General features: G+C 46.3%; 13 protein-coding genes. 2 read left to right on the plus strand and 11 right to left on the minus strand.

Translation table 11 applies throughout. The annotated features are described in order from the left end of the window. Positions 1–1,125 (plus strand): Na+/H+ antiporter NhaC family protein (locus QVP94_RS05575; protein ID WP_288213181.1); only part of this gene is annotated, 1,125 nt, incomplete at its 5' end. 151 nt (positions 1,126–1,276) lie between these two features. Here QVP94_RS05575 and QVP94_RS05580 read toward each other — a convergent pair. The 11 genes from QVP94_RS05580 to QVP94_RS05630 all read right to left on the minus strand — a co-directional run bounded on the left by QVP94_RS05580 (position 1,277) and on the right by QVP94_RS05630 (position 19,221). Further along, positions 1,277–2,245, minus strand: coding sequence for a hypothetical protein (locus QVP94_RS05580; RefSeq protein WP_009275018.1), 969 nt, complete (start codon positions 2,243–2,245; stop codon positions 1,277–1,279). 6 nt (positions 2,246–2,251) lie between these two features. Then, on the minus strand, positions 2,252–2,794 hold the full coding sequence (locus tag QVP94_RS05585) for a ferredoxin domain-containing protein (protein ID WP_005857789.1): 543 nt from the start codon (positions 2,792–2,794) through the stop codon (positions 2,252–2,254). A gap of 71 nt (positions 2,795–2,865) precedes the next feature. Next, positions 2,866–4,980 carry a KamA family radical SAM protein gene (locus QVP94_RS05590; RefSeq protein WP_005857791.1) on the minus strand — a complete coding sequence of 705 codons (2,115 nt, stop codon included), beginning with the start codon at positions 4,978–4,980 and terminating at the stop codon, positions 2,866–2,868. 123 nt (positions 4,981–5,103) lie between these two features. Continuing rightward, complete coding sequence (locus QVP94_RS05595; RefSeq protein WP_005857793.1) at positions 5,104–5,499, minus strand: response regulator; 396 nt, start codon at positions 5,497–5,499, stop codon at positions 5,104–5,106. Positions 5,500–5,630: 131 nt separating this feature from the next. Beyond that, entirely contained in the window at positions 5,631–7,502 is a 1,872-nt protein-coding gene (locus QVP94_RS05600; protein WP_005857795.1) for a TonB-dependent receptor plug domain-containing protein, read from the minus strand. 92 nt (positions 7,503–7,594) lie between these two features. Then, entirely contained in the window at positions 7,595–7,996 is a 402-nt protein-coding gene (gene nikR, locus QVP94_RS05605) for a nickel-responsive transcriptional regulator NikR (protein WP_005857797.1), read from the minus strand. Between the two features lie 91 nt (positions 7,997–8,087). Further along, entirely contained in the window at positions 8,088–9,683 is a 1,596-nt protein-coding gene (locus tag QVP94_RS05610; protein ID WP_005857799.1) for a SusD/RagB family nutrient-binding outer membrane lipoprotein, read from the minus strand. A gap of 4 nt (positions 9,684–9,687) precedes the next feature. Beyond that, a complete protein-coding gene (locus QVP94_RS05615; RefSeq protein WP_022192165.1) occupies positions 9,688–12,993 on the minus strand; it encodes a SusC/RagA family TonB-linked outer membrane protein in 3,306 nt (1,101 codons plus the stop codon). Positions 12,994–13,159: 166 nt separating this feature from the next. Further along, complete coding sequence (locus QVP94_RS05620; RefSeq protein ID WP_005857803.1) at positions 13,160–14,824, minus strand: SusD/RagB family nutrient-binding outer membrane lipoprotein; 1,665 nt, start codon at positions 14,822–14,824, stop codon at positions 13,160–13,162. 29 nt (positions 14,825–14,853) lie between these two features. Continuing rightward, complete coding sequence (locus QVP94_RS05625; protein ID WP_005857805.1) at positions 14,854–18,036, minus strand: SusC/RagA family TonB-linked outer membrane protein; 3,183 nt, start codon at positions 18,034–18,036, stop codon at positions 14,854–14,856. 165 nt (positions 18,037–18,201) lie between these two features. After that, entirely contained in the window at positions 18,202–19,221 is a 1,020-nt protein-coding gene (locus QVP94_RS05630) for a FecR family protein (RefSeq protein WP_005863089.1), read from the minus strand. 160 nt (positions 19,222–19,381) lie between these two features. Between QVP94_RS05630 and QVP94_RS05635 the strand changes: the two genes are divergently transcribed. After that, a complete protein-coding gene (locus tag QVP94_RS05635) occupies positions 19,382–19,750 on the plus strand; it encodes a DUF488 domain-containing protein (RefSeq protein ID WP_005857809.1) in 369 nt (122 codons plus the stop codon). The last annotated feature ends 3 nt before the right edge of the window (positions 19,751–19,753 follow it).

The raw sequence follows: 19,753 nt of genomic DNA on the forward strand, positions 1-19,753 counted from the left end.
TTAAGCAACCGTATCGAGCAGTTCTGCCGGGGGGCGGCCAACAGCAATATCATGCTGATGGTATTGATCTTCATCCTCGCCGGGGCGTTCGCACAGACCGCCAAGGCGATGGGTGCCGTAGACGCTACAGTGAATCTGGCGATGTCCATCCTGCCCGGTAACCTGTTGGCGGCCGGAATCTTCCTAGCCGCTTGCTTCATATCCATCTCGGTAGGTACGTCGGTGGGCACGATCGTGGCCTTGGCCCCGGTAGCTGTCGGTATAGCGGACAAGACGGGGATGCCGGACGCCCTTATGCTGGGTGTCGTGGTGAGCGGCGCCATGTTCGGCGACAACCTGTCGTTCATATCCGATACGACTATCGTAGCTACCCGCACGCAGGGGTGCCAGATGTCCGATAAGTTCAAGGTGAATATCCGTATCGCCCTCCCGATAGCGATCCTGACCGGATTGATATACGTGCTGGTGGGAAGCGGCGTGGAGAACGCTTACGCCCCGGCCCCGATCGAATGGGTCAAGGTGATCCCTTATCTGGTGGTGTTGGTAACCGCCGTTTGCGGGATCAATGTCATGTTGGTGCTATTCATGGGGATCGCCCTGTCCGGTATAGTAGGTCTGTGGACCGGTAGCTTTGATATTTGGGGCTGGAACGCCTCCATGGGACTAGGTATCACCAATATGGGCGAGCTGATTATCGTGACGCTTCTGGCAGGAGGCATGTTGGAAATGATCCGTTATAACGGGGGTATCGACTGGATCATCCGCAAGCTTACCTCCCGCATCCATTCCTCCAAGGGAGCCGAGATGAGCATAGCGGCCTTGGTGAGCTTCGCCAATCTTTGCACGGCCAACAATACGATCGCCCTCATCATGGCCGGCCCGATCGCCAAGGATATAGCGGACCGGTTCAAGATAGATCCCCGCCGCAGCGCCAGCCTATTGGATATCTTCTCTTGCTTCGTACAGGGAATCATCCCCTACGGCGCCCAGATGTTGATGGCCGCCGGACTCGGGCATGTCTCCCCTATCGAGATCATGCAATATCTTTACTACCCGTATCTATTGGGAGCAGGCGCCTTATTGGCGATCTTATTCAATTATCCGAGGAAATATACACTCGTATAGACTGCCCGTCCTTACGAAAAAACACAATAGTATTCAAAGCAAAAAGACTATTATGTCCGGGATTGAATACTATTGTGTTCGCTGATGAATACTACAGTGTTCAGGTGGGAACACGGTAGTGTTTGGGAGCGATGGGAATACCGCTGTCGGATTAGCCGAACAAATCCAGCGTAAGCTGTTTCTTCGCGGCTTCCAGTTTACGAAGATGCCGCTTGCCTTGAGGGGTGACGATCTCCATCTTATCGAAACGGGTACGTATCACCGTAGTCACGGTATAGCTCACGTTGACCACCTCTCCTAGCTCCGACAGACGGCGAGCGATCTCCAAGACGCAATCGATGCACATACCGCTCGTGAACGAGATCTTGTCCTCGAACATCTGTTTCTTGAAATCCTCATCTTGCATATAGAAATCGATCGTCTCGCCTCCCTTGTTGTAGATACCTTTCCACCGATACTTACTGTCTTTCAGTACCGGCGAGATGATCTCTATCGTGGCCTTATTATCCTTGACCGTAGGCAGATCGTCGCTACGCAAGATAAAATAATCGAACTGGTCCCGCTTCACCTCCAGCGAACCGGAACGGCTACGATCCTTCTCGTTCAACTCACGTACCGAGATTTTCGTCACCTTCGGATACCCTTTCAAAGCCTCGTAGAAATTAGACTTGCACTTGCAGAAACGAGGCGAGGCGTTCAACAGGTCGATCAAGCGGTGTGAAGGCGTAGCCCCCGGAGTCTTCAGCCGTAGTTCACGGCGTAACTTAGACAGCTCACGCTGCATCTCCTCCTCGTCCGCCGGCGTACGATCCATCAGCGGTTGTCCACCCACCGACAAGGAGGGACGGGTCAATATCTGCATCACCAAGTTCAACACGATAGAGATAGAGCGGCTACTCTCCCCGGCCACGCCCAGCTTCTCACGGAAACCACCCTCCTTATCGTAAGGCTCGTTGTAAACCGTCAGCTTCACGTCCAGCATATCCGCCAAGGAACGTATCAGCGTAAGAATCTCCTTCTCACACCGGTGCTTGGTCATGGCATCCATATAATTGGATTTATTATTAAAGGAATAACGTATCTCCAGCTTATTCGCAAATTTTAGAATAGAGTCACTCATTTGTTTCTAGTTTTTCGGTTCTTCTTTCGGTTTACGATCAAAAAACGGGTTCTTCGACGAGGCGCTGACCGGTATCGCCATCACGCATTTACAGTCTTCCAACAGCCCCAATCGCTGGGCCGCCAAGCCGGCGCTGAACATGACACGGGTATCCACACGCAAGTCCGCCGCCGTAGCGCAAGCCGAGCCGATTGCGATACCCAGATCGACGGAATTAATAGCGCACGGAACCAAATCCGGCTTCTCCACGCAGGTATCGAAACCGCAATGGGCGCAGTTCAAGCCTTGTACTTTCTGGGAGGTACCGATAATCACCACGGCGTCGGCACTCTTTATATTCTCGGCGTCACGAAGCAGGAACTTGAATCCGGTCTCGGCCGCTATCCGGATCATCTCATCGGACAGGCGCAAGATATCCCCATCCGTCACCATCGCTATCTCTATGATATCAATACCCTTGCCTTTAGGAGCCGTGCGAGCGGCTGTCATCATGCGGCGTGCGGCCTGTAACACAAGCTCATGCCTGATTTCTCTTTCGTTCTGTATCATATCCTTCTAAATTCAATGAAACAAAATTAAGCAAAATATACGAAACCAAGGCAAACACATGAGGATAGAATTCATAATTCAAGATTAGTCATTCGGTCCGTGGCCTTAAAGGGATAAGCCGGGTATTCATAAATACTGAAACGAGGCTCGGTCTCTCCCTCGCAATAATTCCAGATCGTACGGTACTCATTGACATCCTCGCCTATCTCCTTCAATTGCCTAAGGTAAGCGGCCACGGATTTATTCTCCACGATATAGACCTCACCCATTTGATCGATAATCGGGCTATGCCGACGGCTCCCGTCGTGATCGAACTTAAGAATCCGCTTTCCCTCGGAAGTCAGTCCAATGGTATGGAAAGTCATGCTCTTACCAATAGCGGGCAAGTTCAACACGTTACGATCCGTCCCGGCGAACAGCAACCCGTTCTCCTTCAGGAAACGAACCAAGCACTTGCCTAAAGGACGCTGGTTACGGATCATATCATACAACTCCGCCTGTTTCTCCTCCGGCACCTGCCCGAAGATCTTCTCCTCACGAGCCTCTTGCAACGAGCGGCTATTCGGGGTATAAACCGCATAATTCTCCCGGAATCCCTTCACGGAGAACGTATAATAGCAAACCACCCCAAGGGCGTTTAAGGTCTGCCGTAATTTCGCCGTATGCCCCCTACGGGAAGCCGAGACCGTATAAACCAACTGATTCGTGATCGTCCAGCCCGCCGCCAAGATCGCCTCGATAGCGTGCCTCGCCTCCGGTGTCACCTCCAGTGGAGACTGGAAATGCGTTTGTATATAGAACTGGCTCACACCGATAGCGGAAGCCTTCTCCTTGAACTCCCTCAATATACCGACCAACTCGTCGGTCACACGCAGCGGAAGATAAGCCAGCAACCGGGAACCTAGCCGTACCCGTTGCAGCTCGGCGTACTTCTCGCCCTCCGAACGGCTCTCGTTCGCCTTCCGTTTCCGCACCGCCATCTTATATACCGCCTCCAATATCTTACGCAAGGTAGCGTTCTGGCTCATCAAGGCATCCCCGCCCGTTATCAGGATATCCCGTAGCTGGGCGTCTTCCTCGAAATAACGCATCAGACGACGTAACTTCCGGTCCCAACTCTCCTTAGGCTTCAGGGCCTCGAAATCGAAATTCAACCGCTCGCTCTGGAAATCATACATGCGCTGGCAAGAAGCGCACAATCCACCGCAAGCACGCCCCATCGAATCGGGGATCAAGATCGCCACCTCCGGATACCTCCGGTGTATATTATGTCCCTCCGGCAATAGCCAGCCCGCCGCATTCGGCTCATCGGCGACGACCATGTCTTCCTTTTCCCACGCCTTAATGCTTCCATACGTATCTACCAGCTCGTTCGAGTACATGATGTACGATCGCACCGTAGCGTCATCATACCCCTCATGTTCTATATTTAATAGGGAAAGATAATAAGGAGTCACAAAAAAGGGCATCCCCTTCTTTTTGGCACGGGCCAATAAGCTCATCGTCTCATCCGACAGGGAATATCCCAAAAAGAAGTTCAATTCCGTAGGACTCTTGATCGCCATCGACAAATGGAAACGAGCAGTATTCCACCACTCACGTACCCGAGCCTCTTTCTCCTCATAGGAGATGCCCTCGGCGAACTGAAAACGTGACGAAAGGCTATGGCGTCTTTCTATCTTCTTGATCAAGCAAGCGATGATACGCTCCTTGTTCCTCTCACGGATAGCGATCACCTCCGGGCCGAGTCCGGTCGGCCAACGGTTCATCTGCCTTTTCACCAATGCCCGGTCCGGCAGGATCTCAACCGGATGTTCCAATAAATCAAACTGATGGTATAGGTCGATAAATAAATCAGGAGAGACCTCATTTTCCAAATGGCCGGTCAGGAACTGCCAAAGATAAGTGACCGTCCGCACCGGAAGACGCTCGCCCGTAGACAGCTCGTCCACGAAAGTATCATCATGCTCAATCAAAAGAAGGATACGCATCGCCACCGCCATTCCTACGTTTTCTTGGGTACTTTCCTTTTCCGTGAGCCGGGATAAAATAAGAGAACGCAAAGCATCCTTAAAATACTTTGCGTTCTCGCTTTCTTCCGCTAAGGTCACCAACCAAGGGAAGCTCTGGTTATATACTTTTTTCAGTTTAGAAATGTCGGATACAAGATGTTCTTTTTTTATCATAAGCATGCCATTTTTGTAGATTAGAATACATTTGTAAAGCGTCCTCTTGACGATTTTCTACAAAAATAACAAAAAATACGGCAAAATGCCGTTTATACAAATCTAAAACATCTTAATAAATCCTTACCATACGATTGACGAACAATACTGCGATATCGTATTTTTCAATACCTTTAGATTGATCGGCTTCGTGATAAAACCGGAAGCCCCGGCTTCTTTAGCGGCTTCCATATCAGAGTCGAATACATAAGCTGACTGCATGATTACGGGGATATCTTTCGATAGCTTACGGATTTCTTTCAAGGACTCAATACCCGTCATCTCAGGCATTTTTATATCCATCAAGATCAAGTCCACCTCGTTTTCCTTAAAGAGAGCCAAAGCTTCCAAACCAGTTTTAGCACGGATCAAATTACAATATTTATGTAAAATGGTCTTCAGAAGTAAATAATTACTTTCCTCATCCTCCGCGATTAGCAACGTGGGCTTTCCTCCACCCAAATCATTTTTCACATCCATATATATAACGTTTTATTCTTTTAATCAAAATCAAATAAACTCTGATGAAGCAAAGATAAAACAAATATTAGAAAGTAGACATAAAATTCAAGGAGATATGAGTATTCGAGGAAGTTCTTTTTCTACCCACGCTAGAAAGTAACATCTATACCTCCCATGAATATCGCCTTCGGCATCGGGAATCCTTCGTTGATGGAATAACGGGTAGCCGTTAAATTCTCTCCTTTGACAAATAGATTCAAGCCTTTATCACGTGTACCGAAACGGTAGGCTGCCTTCGCATTCAGAACCGTGTAATCCTCTTTCACCTTGTCCGCCGTATTGATATAAAGGTCGAAAATGGATTGTACGTTCACGTTGAAAGTGAAACGTCCCGGGGCATACATCACGCCAGCGAAAAACTTATGCGCCGGAGCCGCCAGCAGGGCCTTGCTCGTATGCAAATAGCTATAGTTCATATCGAGGCTTAAATTCTTGAGAATCTGGTAGCGGGAATCGAACTCGATACCTTTATTGGTAAAAGTACCCGTATTGACATTCTTAGGGCGTCCGTCTATACGTGTCGTCTCGATCATATCTTGCCCGTCGATAAAAAAGGCGGTCAACTCCGTAAACAAGTTGCCATCCAAGAATGTCTGTCCGATGGATACCTCGTAGTTCATCATGCGCTCCGGTTTCAAATCTGGGTTCTGAGGCGGGAACATGTACATCTCCCGTATATTCGGACTCCGGAAGCCTTTCGACAAAGAAGCCTTTATCACGTTTCCCTCGAACGGACGTACCGTGAAGCCGGCCTGCGGAATCCACTCGCCGCCGAAGATACTGTTATGCTCATAACGAACTCCGGCGTTCAAACTTACCTTGTCAAATAGATCCTGCTGCATGATAACGTATCCGGCTACCTCGTTTACGGTCTTATTCACCAACTCATTCTGGTTGCCATTGATACTATCCTGCCATGCGTTACCACCCCAGTTCTTGTAATCGATACCGACCGTAAAACTATTCCCTTTCACCAAGCGGAAAGACTGATAAAGCAAGAAACCGGCGTTATGATCGTCCGAATAAAACAGATAAGGATTAGGCGTCCCGCCCGGATTATACCCATCATCAATCCTATGATGGCCCCAGTTGTAGAAAGCACGAAGGGCACCACTTGTCTTCCCGTAATTATTTTCTAAAGCGAAGGAGGTAGTACCTCGCAGGATATTCATTATATTATCGATAAGCGGATTTGTTATCTCTCCCGGGTTCTGGTTCTTGAACTTAGCTAAGCTTACGTCTCCCGTCACCTTATAATGATCATCAATCTTATATCCTAACTTAGCGAAACCATTCGTGATATGAAACTTCGAATCCGGACGATGTCCATCCGTGCGGTCATGATTCAATGAGATATAACTACTAAAGTTACCGATATTGTACCCATTATTAATCATATACTTCTGGGTGTTATACGAGCCGTACATGATACGGGCTTGTGTACGTCGTCCCGGCTGATTATGCTGGCGGGTAATGATATTCACGACACCTCCCATAGCGTTCGAACCGTATAATAAGGCACCCGGACCACGGATCACCTCCACCCTTTCCACGTCCGAAGCCACATAGGTATCCGGAAGCGAATGGCCGAATATACCGGCCCATTGAGGCTGTCCGTCGAACAACATCAAGACCTTATTACCCTGTCCGACACCCCGGATATTAACCGTCCCGGCCGCTCCCTCGGAAACGCCGAAACCTGTAATCCCTTTTTCCGTGACAAACAGCCCGGGTACTCGCTCCGACAATACGGGAAGCAACGCCGATTCACTGCTAGCCTCAATCTCCTCCCGTTCGATGACCGAGATAGATAATGGCACACTGTTCCGGTTCACATGGATCTTGTTGGCGGAAACCACCACCCCTTTCAAATTGATCAGACTGTCAATCTCTGCCGGATCTATCGCAAACGCCATGGAGCCTATCAACAGTCCGGAAACTAGTAAAAGTTCTTTTCTCATATACTACTTACATCTATAATATTTATCATTTTAAACATCCCGTAGTGGCACGTTTACCAAAAAACGTGTTACCAAGCCCGCAAAAAAAAGCATTAATCCGCCCGGCTCATCACCAACTTACCATGCTTAATGCCTTTGATTGTCGTCAACTTATCCGACAATTCTGTCAAGCGGTGAGCCGTTCCCATCACCGTCACTATATGCAAGCAAAAATTCTGATTGATATAATACTGGGAAGACGACAAAATCACATCCTTATAATTTTGTTGGATACCCGTGATTTTCAATGAGATCTCTTTCTTGACTTGGTCATACATGATCACGATCGTCCCGGCTACGATATGGTTGCATTGCCATTTACGTTCGGCTACATTCTTCTCTATCAGAAAACGAATCGCCTGCGAACGATTGGCGAAACCATTCTCATTCACATATTGATCCAATGATTCCAACAGATTGTCTTCCAAAGAGACACCAAAACGTTTTAAAGACATAAAACCCTTTTTTTATAATTTTCGATGTCAAAGGTAGTATTTTTTAGGGGAATCTCGGTATTATATTGGCAGGAAGAGGAAAAATTAGTCGTTAATCACGAAAATTCACTCCGGTATCCCACCATAAACGAGTACCTCCGGTATCCGGACCTCCCAGATACTCACACAAGGCGGAATACTGAGCCGGGTTACCGGAAATAATGCTAACCGGGAAATTCAAGCGACGAATCATCGTTCGCGTATCGATCTTTCCATTGCTTTTATTCACCAAAACCGGGAACAAACGAGGATAACCGGTACGCCTCTGCTCCGCCCAAGCCTCACAGCCCTCGGGGTAACAAGCGATCCATTTTTGGGTAATAATCTTCTCCAGCTTGGTCTCCCTAGAGGCTTCTTCATCCCATGCCGGAGACACCAAGCAAAGCGCCTTCGCCGAATACTCGGGAGTAAACGTATCCACGAAATCGGCGGCTACATGATCACTCCGCAAATAAGCATTGGCCTCTCCTACCCTCCATTGGCTGAACGATGATCGTACGCCTTGCTCATAGCAAGTCCCGGCGTCCTCCCCGGACCAGCCCCGCAAGGCTGCCTCCGCACGTAAGAACCAAACTTCCGCGGGCGTCATTAAGATAGCGTCCGTTTTCTGGGTAATCGTGCTTCTCGAATGCTCACTATAGCGGGAATGATTAAATCCTGTCCCTTGCCGGATTCCCCGGTACTCCCCGGAATATCCCTGTCCGGTAGCAGGCTCAAAATAACGAGATAACCGAGGGTCTTTATATCCCTTAAGGATCGATTCCATATTAGCGTTCATAAAAACCTCTCCCCACGCCTTATTGATCTCCCCTAGCGGATTCGAGTAGCCGGTTCCGGCGGTAGAAACTGCGACGACCTCATAAGCCTCCTCCAACAAACCGGCTGGATGTGTCAGCGACTTATGCGCCTCATCCCTCGCCTTATCAGGGTCGGCCATAGCGATACGAATCGCCAAGCGCAAACGTAATGAGTTGGCGAAACGCATCCATTCCCCAAACGTCCTGTAATTCGCCGGCATAATCATATCGAAACGAGAAAAGGTTTCCTCTCCATCATATTCAGACAGCAGGTGAATAGCCTCCCCCAAATCCCGGAAAAAAGCATAATAAGCGTCTTTCTGGGAATCCGGCATTACCCCGGCATCCGACTCCCCGAACTTCGTATACACGATCGGGCCATAATAATCCGAGATCCGATGCATGACCTCTACTTTCAGTATTTTAGCGATCGCATAGAAAGCCGGATATTTATCACGGGAATGATCTTCCGTCTGCTTTATCTCCGTCATGATATATCCATACGTATTATCCCACATCGTGCCATTCCAGCCATCCTGCAAATTATAGACCGTATTTCCCAATCCGGCGTTGAAGGGTTTAAAATCATGCATATAACCGGAAAACATATCCGCATTCAGATTTTGCATCGTCTGGAAATGCCAGTTCTTGCCACTCCCCCAATCATAATTAAAATAAATCCCCATCTGGACTACCTTTAGCCAGACACCGAACGTATTATAATCATACGTTTTCTGCTCATCGGTAAAACCCGTATTATCGGTATTATACTCCTCGAATTTACCCGTACAGGAAAAAAGGAGTAATACGGCCAACAGACCTGCCATCTTATTCAGAAATCTCGTCTTCATACGCTTAGAATGAAAGTTTCACATTAAAGCCGACACTTCTCGTAGTCGGTATCCCGAATATATCGATCCCTTGATTGCTATTGCTCGCCGAAAGGACGGCATCCGGATCAAATGGAGCCTTTTTATAAATAAAGAACAGATTCCGGGCGACAAAAGACAGTTCCGCCTTTTTAACAAATTGTTTCCTTCCCAACAATCTCTTCGGTAGCGTATATCCCAAAGATAACTCCCGCAAACGGATATTGGTAGCATCGTACATATAATATTCAGTCACACCGTTTCGTCCTCCCACCTGCTCATAAAATCCTTTTATGTTATAAATATGATGCCCTTCCAAATCCACATACCCCATCGTACGGGTCTCTCCGGAAACCTTACTCACTCCCGTTTGGTCAAGCACAGCCTGAGTCTGGGCCAGTACATCTCCCCCAAAATGCCCGTCAATCAAGAAATAGAACGAGAAATCCTTATACGTGAAACTATTTCCCCAACCCAATAAGAACGCCGGATTGCAATTCCCCACCTTAGCCGTATTCCCGCTGCCGATCTCTTGGGGCAAGCCGTCCCGACCATACACGATCGCGCCATATTTATCCCGCTCAAAAGCTTTCCCATAGATATCACCAAACGAGCCACCTTCCACCAAACGCATCGTATAGCTAGAGGAGAATCCTTCATCTCCTTGAATAAAGCTAGCCAAATCATCATGTAGTTTCTTTACTTCATTTTTATTCCGGGAAAAGTTGAGTGTCGTATTCCATTTAAACTGATTCGTTAAGATAGGAACCGCACCAAGCGTCAATTCCACTCCCATATTCTGTATATTTCCCGCATTCACAAAATAATACTTGTATGCGGCTCCAGCGGAAGAAGGCAAAGAGAAGAGTTGATTTTTCGTATTGGTCTTATAGAACGTAAGATCCACGTCCATACGATAATCAAAGAATTTCCATTCGGTACCTATCTCAAAAGAGCTGCTCATCTCCGGCTTCAAGGTACCGAACGGAGCCGTATCATTCGGCTGGGGAATCCCGCCCGCGGCGATATGGCCTACCGTATTGCTAACGAATAAGGGTATATCATTACCCACCTTACTCCAAGAAGCCCGTACTTTCCCAAAAGATATCAAGGATGGCATCGAGAAGGATTTAGGGATAATCCAAGAAAGACCGACTGAAGGATAGAAAAAACCTCTTGATTTACGTTCCGTAAACGCAAGGGTAGATGACCAGTCATTACGTGCGGTCACATCTAAGTAAAGGCTTTCCTTATATCCCAACTGCGCCATAGCAAAAAAGGATTGCATTTGCCGGCGCACGTCATCCGACTCCTCAATGTAGGCACTGGACGACATGTTAATATTAGCGATCGTAAAGACATTCGGATAATACAAGGAAGCCGTTTTCGAATCCAGCCTCAACGCACTGGTGCGTGTGTCCGTTATGCTCGTACCGATAGCGGCGTTCAAGGAGAAATCATCCCAGCTTTTATTCAATTTGGCCATCAAGTCCCCATAGAGCAACGTAGTCTGGTAGGTGTAATAAATGTAACGCCCGTTCTCACCGGCGATACCCGGAGAGGTAGAAGCGTATATTTCCTGCTGATACTTATCATTCACATAATCGATATTTCCACGGCCCTGTAACGTAAGCCAATCTGTTACCTTGAAACTAGCGGAAGCCAACGCCAACACACGGGCACGTTTGTCCTCGTTTTCCGTACGGTTGACCAACCAATAAGGATTTTGCTCAAAATCAGTAATCGTAGTATACCAGTTCTGGACGTTCATATTCCGTTTCTCGTTATATACCTCAAAGTTCTCCTTATAAGGCGCCATATCCATCCCTCTAGGAAACGTGTATAAACCTTGTAACGGGTTCATATAAAATCCCCCGGCCGTAGGTTTTCCTTTGATTGTTTGGAGTATCAAGTTTACCTGCCCCTCCAAGATCAAACGATCATCAAAGAAAGAAGAACTTTCACGGAGATTAAAATTATGCTTGCTTAAATTATTCTTAGGAACGATACCCCGTGCGGTCGTATTGGCATACGAGAAATAATTTTGCACATGGCTATTCCCTGCCGTAAATATCAATGAGTTAATAGCGGTAATACCCGTCTGGAAGAAATCGCCGACAGGGTCATAGACCGGAAGAGAAGCCCAGTCTCCCCAACAAGTTTCCGCCCCTTCCATCCGTCCAAACTCATTCTGAAACTTGGGGAGACTGATCGCTTGATCGACAGTCAGCGACGAGGAGAAATGAATATTCCGTACCCCGGCCTTACCTTTTTTCGTTTTGATCAAGATCACACCGTTCGCCGCTTGTCCCCCATACAACGCAGAGGCCGAAGCCCCTTTCAAGACACTCAAACTCTCTATATCATCGGGATTTAGATTAGAGATACCATCTCCCGCATCCCGGTTGCCGGCATCGGCCGTACCTCCGATCGTTGTCAAGGCTTGCTCACTGCTAATGCTCAAGATCGGGACACCGTCTATCACATACAAAGGCTGGTTATTTCCGGACGCGGAACGACTACCTCGAATAATCACCCGGGACGAGCTACCCAGACCGGCGGAAGTCCGGTTAATCTGGAGTCCGGCCATCTTTCCGGAAAGCGTACTCATAAAATTAAAATCCTTGGCCCTTACCAATTCCCCACCTGTGATTAACTGGGTGGCATAAGGCAAGGAAGATTCTTTCTTCTCGATACCAAGAGCCGTAACGACTACCTCGTCCAAAATCTGGGCGTCATCCTCCAACTGCACATTCAATGACAATTGCCCCTCATACTCAATTTCCCGTGAACGATAACCGATATAAGAAAAAACCAAAGTAGCCTCCTCGGGAAGCTCCAAGACAAAGCTGCCATCCATATCCGTAATCGTACCGTTTCTCGTTCCTTTCTCCACCACATTCACGCAAGCAATAGGCTCTCCTTTGTGGTCGGTCACGATACCTTTTACCTTACCATCCAGCTTTTGTTGCATTTGGATTATCGCCTCTTTCTTATTCAAGATGATCTGGTCATTCATGACCGTATAGACGATCTCCGTGTTCTTAAACAATAAATTTAAGATCTCGAAAACCGAACGCCCGGATAAAGGTTTACGCACTTTCTCCGATAAATTGATCACCTGAGCGTCATAAATAAAAGAATAATTGGTTTGGCTCTCGATCTCATCCAAAGCGCCTGCCAAGCTAACCGGAGCGGAGATACGAATATAGGATTCCGAACGTTCCTGTTGGGCGTCCAGCGGGAATATACATAATAATAGTAGAATGAAGATATAAATATATAATTTCATAATTTACACACACAATTTATCATGGGTAAATGTAAGAATTATTATCTAATACTATTCAATTATTACAAAAAATTCTCGTTTGGAGTACTGTTCTTCGCAGATAAGTATCTCCAAACGAGAATAACCATCAACTTCTGTTAAAGCCCAATATAATCAATCTGTCTGTTTATTTAGAAGATGTGCAATAGTTGGAATTCTTATCCCACCAAATCGGGGTCGAAACCACATCACCTTTCCCACCTAACATGGATTTGCCTTTCTCATATTCAGCAGCATTTACCAATTGCTCTTTCATCGGGTATTTCATACGTTTGATGAAATTTTGAGGATTCAAGATATTTGTATCACTATTATTGTATACAGCTTGATCTCGATAAACAGCCACATCCAAACGAGGCAAGTTCAAACGACGCTTGTCATTCCAAGCTTCCTGCGCCAAATCTGGAAGTCCGGCGATATATTTCTGCGTGATGATCTTTTCTAAAGCCGTATTGCCCGCGCCTTGTTGATCGTCATATTTCGCACTGGTACCAGCCTCATTCTTTTCCGTGGAAGCCAAATACTCCTCAACATCACCCGATACACCCCAAGTCTCGAAGGAAGCACGTACACCTGCCTCGTAAGCAGCTTTAGCATCACCGGCGACCAAATTACGGGCGAACAACTCAGCTTTCAAGAAATCAACTTCCTCAGAAAGGAACATGTCATAAGGACGAGATTTATACGGAGCACCATCCTTAATAATAAAGCCCATCTCTGCACATTGCTTAGACTGATAAATACCAGTATTCGCCTCCTCGGCTTTCGCACCGTATACCAAACCCTTCCAATCACCATTCTCAATACCCGGCTGGAACATCTTCGGGGCACGAGGGTCTACCTTAGCGGGATGTACATTCGATACCGCAACTCCGGATGTCTGGTTTACCACGCCGGCAGGCCAATCGATATTACCGATATTAGTCACTAATTTCTCAAATGACTTGGACATACAGATCGGACCGCTCCAAGTAATCTGGAACATCGTATAGTTATAGTCTTGTCCCCAAGAACCATCCGCTTTTGGAGGCATATAAGCGTTATCGGCCTTACTTGAGATCAAGCCACAAGGGGATGTCAAAGCGGCATTTGCCTCAGCGACACATTTCTCTCGATCCACCTCAGATAGACGAACAGCGAAACGAAGACGCAAGGAGTTTCCAAATTTTTTCCAAAGAGAAACGTCATTCTTATAGACCAAGTCGATACCTGCATCCGAGAATATAGGCTCAGCGCTATCGCTGAAGCTATTCAACGCCTCATCCAATTCCGTGAAATATTCATAATAGATATCCTTCACCGATTTATAAGGAGGATTATCTTCTACGGTAGCATAGGCCGGGAAAGGCATCGGACCAAACTTATCCGCAGCCTGGCTATGGATATACACACGCCAGATACGAGCGAAAGCGATCGTATTAGCATATAAGTCCTTATCTTTTTCCATCAAACTACGGATCACGATATTGATAGAGGAAATCTGTGTCAGATACGCTTGCCATGTTAAATTGTTCCACTCGTCATTTTGGATATAATTCTTAGTTGCCCAGCCACCGCCATCGATCAACATTTGAGAGTAGAAATCAATTTGCAAAGGCTTCAAGCGTTGTTCCACATCACCATCGATAATCATCCCACCACGTAGCGTAGAGGCCAATCGAGGTTCGTTCATATTGTAATTTACATCATCTGTCGGCTTATCCGGGTTCTCATTTATACCTGTCAGGTCGCAACTAGTCACACCCAGCATCATAAACGAACAAGCTGCTAATATCTTTATACTACTTTTCATAATAATTCCATTTTTAGATTTATGTTTCATTAAAATGCCAGATTAATATTGAAACCTAAGCTTCTCATAGTAGGCATAGAACCGTACTCGATACCTTGAGCGTTACCAGATGTATAAGCAGCCTCCGGGTCGAATCCCTTTGTCTTACTATAAATCATGAACAAGTTACGAGCCACGAAACTCAAGCGAGCGGAAGTAAATGGAGTTTTCGCCAACATCGTTCTCGGGAAATTATAACCCAAACTCAACTCACGTAAACGGATGTTTGTCGCATCGTACATATAAGCCTCTGTCACGTTATTGCTAGAAAGACCATTCCAATAAGCTTGAGCCGTAATGCTTTTCGTATTGGGAGTACCATCGGCCAATACCCCCGGAACAACCATACCATCACGACCATCCAACGTCATCTCTAAATTACCGGATGAAGCACCCGCACGGATAGATCCCATATACACATCACCGCCATAACGCATATCGAACATGAAGTTCAACACGAAATTCTTATATGACAAGGTATTGCTCCAACCCATCATCCATTTCGGCTGGTTGTTACCCAACAATACCATATCGTCCGTTCTCAAAGGAACACCATCAGCACCGATAATAATGTTGCCGTTATCATCCCGTTGATAAGCGTAACCGTAAATATCTCCATAGGCTCCACCCTCGTGAGCGACGATCTTCAAGAAACTTACTGATGCGTCACTAAGGATCTGCTCTTTCGTATCATCTGTCAATGAAATTACCTTGTTGATATTCTTTGACCAGTTCAACTGAGTATCCCATTGGAAACCACTCTCGGAGATATAAGGAGTAGCGTTAAACGCAACCTCTACACCCTTATTCTCAATATTACCGGCGTTGATCATCTTTTTCTTGAACCCTGTAGCGGAAGGAACATCGATCTTTAAGATCTGGTCTTTGGCGTTCTTTTTATAATACGCTACGTCGACACCAACCCTATTCTCAAACGCCTTCAACTCAAGGCCTAACTCCCAAGAGTTGATCGTCTCATTCTTTAAATTTGGATTTGCCATCCAATCCTCGTTGCTGGCATTAAAAATACCCCCTTTAATATCATAACTGATATTATAATAGTCACGCAGCATATAAGCGTCCGTATCATTACCTACCTGAGCCCAAGACGCACGGATCTTACCGAAAGAAAGAATACCCGTGTTATGCCCCATCTTATTCAACATTTGGGTGAAAATCCAGCTAACACCTACCGATGGGTAGAAATAAGAGTCATTGTCTTTCGGAAGTGTTGAAGACCAGTCATTACGAGCGGTTAAGTCCAAATACAAATAGTCGTCCCAAGACAATGATGCCGTAGCATATAGCGAGTTGATTTGTTTACGGTTGCGAGTATACTCACCACCATGTGTCTTACCGTTGGCGATCGCATGGAAATCGGGAATCACAAACTCACCGGATGATTCCTTGTACCATGTAGAATTACGGTACATCATATTACCACCTACCGTACCTACGATACCGAATCGATCCCAGTTGCCTTTAGCAGTCAATAAGAAATCGGAGTTGATCTCGGTGAATTTCTCCATATTGGCAGTCATGCTACCGTTGTTCTCCCAATACGGGTTACCTGTCGCACGAATCGTCTCATACTGGATGGTGTAATTATCCATACCAGAGCGAAGCTTCAAGCTCAACCAATCCGTAAACGTGAAATCCAAGGCCGCGAATCCGATAAAACGGTCTTTCTTATCCTTGTTCGTATTGCGGTAAGCGGACCAATACGGGTTATTGGCGTTGGCTCCTGTGTCGATCAGATAACCAGCGGGCTTTCCGTCCGCACGTTTCCAATCATTATCTTTATAGGCGTCATAGTCAGAGAAGCCCACACTTCGAGGCATACTTAAATAGTTAAGGAAGATATTATCCGGGTCGCCCGCTAATTTCACACGGTTGTTCGTATGCTGGCTTACATAATTGACCTTCACGTCAGCCGATAACCATTTAGACAGCTTAGCCGTAGAACGCAAATTAATAGACGTACGATCCATTCCGCTATTCGGGACAACCCCCTTATTATCCAAGCGTGTCACACCGGCACGGAAAGTGATATCCTCGGAGCTCTTACTCAAATCCACGCTATTCGTCCAAGTGGTACCAGTGCGCAAAAAGTCCTTGTACAGATTATTATCTCTAGCCGCATAGGGATGAGATCCCATCGCCATATCCTTAGGAGAACCATCCATAACGGCACCCCAACTCGTCGCTTTATTATTATCGAAAGCGCCGTCGATACCTTGTCCGTATACATCTTGGAACTTCGGGGTTTGCATCGGGTTCTCAGCCGTGAAATTCGAGTTGATACTTACGCCCCAACCTTTATTCTGGCTACCTTTCTTAGTCGTGATCATCACGACACCGTTACCTGCACGGCTACCATACAACGCCGCGGCTGCCGGGCCTTTCAATACGGACATACTCTCGATATCATCCGGGGAGATATCAGAGATACCGGAACCTTTATCCACGTTACCGTTACCCCAATAGTCATCCGTACCACCGCTAAAGTTATCGATAGGTACACCGTCCACAACGATCAACGGCTGGTTATTACCAGTAATAGAGTTATTACCACGAATCACGATACGAGAGGAACCACCGACACCGGTACCATTTTGCTTGATCTGCAAACCTGCTACCTTACCAGCCAAAGCGTTGGCCACGTTAGCATCACGGGTTTGCGTCAGGGACTCACCTTTCAATTCAGACATAGAATATCCCAAAGCCTTTTTCTCTCGCTTGATACCCAAAGCGGTTACCACGACTTCATCCAAGGCTTGCGTATCATCAACCAATTGAACCTCGATAGAAGGTTGTCCGGTAAAGACGATCTCTTGCGTATTAAAACCGATATAGGAAACTTGTAAAGTCGCATTGTTAGGAACATCCAACTCGAAACGGCCATCCATATCCGTGATGGTACCGTTGGTAGTTCCTTTGACAATTACGTTAGCACCGATAATAGCCTCGCCCGTTTTGTCCGTAACGACACCGACTGCTTTTCGTGTCTGTTGTTGAGCGTTTAAGACTGTGACTTCATGCGTGTTCTCTGCGAAAACCATGGCCGGTACCAAACAGAATGCGCATACCCCCATGTTAATCATTAACGGAATTTTTCGAAAAAGAGAATAACTATTCCCCCTTAAAGCATTTAAGGTTACAATTTTATTCATATTTTTGTAGTGTTACTATTTATAATAAAGTTATTTGTAGCTGCGCCAACAGCTCTTCTTGACTTTTCGTACGGGAGAATACGCCAATATTCTTCCGTATGTTTTTAATCCTTGTTTATTCTTTCTTCATGGGCAGACGTATTTTAGAAGGTTACACATTATTTCTCATTTTGATATTTCCACGACTGAGGTTCCCGATCCACTGTCCTTAACGGTAGGTTTATGTATCGCATACTGGATTCCCGACGCCAATTTCAGGTATTCCAATACTTGAGGCAATTGCTCGTCCTTGAAACGGGCTGTTATTATGGACTTGAGTATCTCGTTATCTTTTACCTCGAATACTACATGATAATGACGTTCCAGCGTTTTCAATACTTTATCCATCGGATGGTTCCTGAAGATAATCTCCCCGTTCTTCCAAGCCGTGTCATATTCGGTATTCACGCCGAACACCTTGATCTTGCCAGCGCCCTTTTGATACTCGGCTTTCTCGTTTGGCTTCAACATCTGTGTCATTCGCTTTCCTCCGGACACGACGTTCAGCTTTACCGATCCCTCTACCAAGGTGGTCTCTATCATACTCTCGTCTTTGTAAGCGGATACATTGAAAGAAGTTCCCAACACCTCTACCGAGTAATCTTTATCCGCTTTCACAATAAAAGGCTTATGGGCATTCTTCGTCACCTCGAAATATCCTTGTCCGGTTAATTCCACCGTACGGGTATCCGCATTGAAGTCCGAAGGATATCTCAATTCGCTATTGGCATTCAGCCAAACCTTAGAACCGTCAGGTAAATCGAACGCCGAAACCACCCCAGGATTCGTGCGTACGGCTAGCGTACGCACGTTCCCTTGACCCTGCTGTATGAACAAATAAGCGGATAAAAGAAAGACTGGAATGAATAACACGGCCGCAGCCCGTTGAATAACACCTAACACTTGTCTTAAAGCTAATCTTTTCTCTTTCTTATGGATTCTTGATTTAAAACGAGACAACGCCTCGTCCGGGTTCACGGTCCGCATGACTTTTAGGCGACTTGCCACTTGAGTCGTAAAATAGACCTGCTCCAACAGTTTCTCGTTTTCTAGAGAGGCGGCCCGCCAGTTTTTCACCTCCGCAGCTTCCTCCTCGGTCAACATCCCATCGATGTATCGGATCAATATGTCTTCGTTTATTTCCATTTTTTCTTGTTTCTATAATTAATACAGTTGAGACAAAAGATGTACTAAACAAAAAAACGATTTTTTTCAAGAAAATTGAATAATGGCAAAAATACCGTTCCTAAAGAAAGGCTCAACAATATCCCTCTTTCTACTGTTTTACCACAAAATGAGACTTCTTATGGTAAAGATTCTTTTAAAACGGATTTATGAGGAGCCAAGTGAGGCGGATGGTTATCGCATTCTTCTCGACAGGCTATGGCCCAGAGGACTGAAGAAAGAGGATGCGAAGTTTGACGAATGGAGAAAAGACATCACTCCATCTAAGGAGTTACGCCAATGGTTCCACGAGGATAAAGACAGGCATTGGGAAGTATTCCAAGGTCGCTACGGGATGGAGATCAAGCAGAACCCGGATTTCATTCCTTTCTTACGAGAGATCGAGAAGCATCCGGTTGTCACTTTCCTCACGGCAGCGAAGGATGTACAACATAGTCATCTACCTATATTAAAAGAAGTCATCGAGGATTTCGAGAAAAACAAATCATAAAAA

Origin of the sequence: Parabacteroides sp. CAG:2 (assembly GCF_000436315.1) — a bacterium.
Classification (GTDB): domain Bacteria; phylum Bacteroidota; class Bacteroidia; order Bacteroidales; family Tannerellaceae; genus Parabacteroides; species Parabacteroides distasonis.

Coding starts and splice junctions, on each gene's coding strand:
- QVP94_RS05580 (WP_009275018.1), bottom strand. CDS start 2,245: ATGAGTGACTCTATTCTAAAATTTGCGAATAAGCTGGAGATACGTTAT.
- QVP94_RS05585 (WP_005857789.1), bottom strand. CDS start 2,794: ATGATACAGAACGAAAGAGAAATCAGGCATGAGCTTGTGTTACAGGCC.
- QVP94_RS05590 (WP_005857791.1), bottom strand. CDS start 4,980: ATGATAAAAAAAGAACATCTTGTATCCGACATTTCTAAACTGAAAAAA.
- QVP94_RS05595 (WP_005857793.1), bottom strand. CDS start 5,499: ATGGATGTGAAAAATGATTTGGGTGGAGGAAAGCCCACGTTGCTAATC.
- QVP94_RS05600 (WP_005857795.1), bottom strand. CDS start 7,502: ATGAGAAAAGAACTTTTACTAGTTTCCGGACTGTTGATAGGCTCCATG.
- nikR (WP_005857797.1), bottom strand. CDS start 7,996: ATGTCTTTAAAACGTTTTGGTGTCTCTTTGGAAGACAATCTGTTGGAA.
- QVP94_RS05610 (WP_005857799.1), bottom strand. CDS start 9,683: ATGAAGACGAGATTTCTGAATAAGATGGCAGGTCTGTTGGCCGTATTA.
- QVP94_RS05615 (WP_022192165.1), bottom strand. CDS start 12,993: ATGAAATTATATATTTATATCTTCATTCTACTATTATTATGTATATTC.
- QVP94_RS05620 (WP_005857803.1), bottom strand. CDS start 14,824: ATGAAAAGTAGTATAAAGATATTAGCAGCTTGTTCGTTTATGATGCTG.
- QVP94_RS05625 (WP_005857805.1), bottom strand. CDS start 18,036: ATGAATAAAATTGTAACCTTAAATGCTTTAAGGGGGAATAGTTATTCT.
- QVP94_RS05630 (WP_005863089.1), bottom strand. CDS start 19,221: ATGGAAATAAACGAAGACATATTGATCCGATACATCGATGGGATGTTG.
- QVP94_RS05635 (WP_005857809.1), top strand. CDS start 19,382: ATGGTAAAGATTCTTTTAAAACGGATTTATGAGGAGCCAAGTGAGGCG.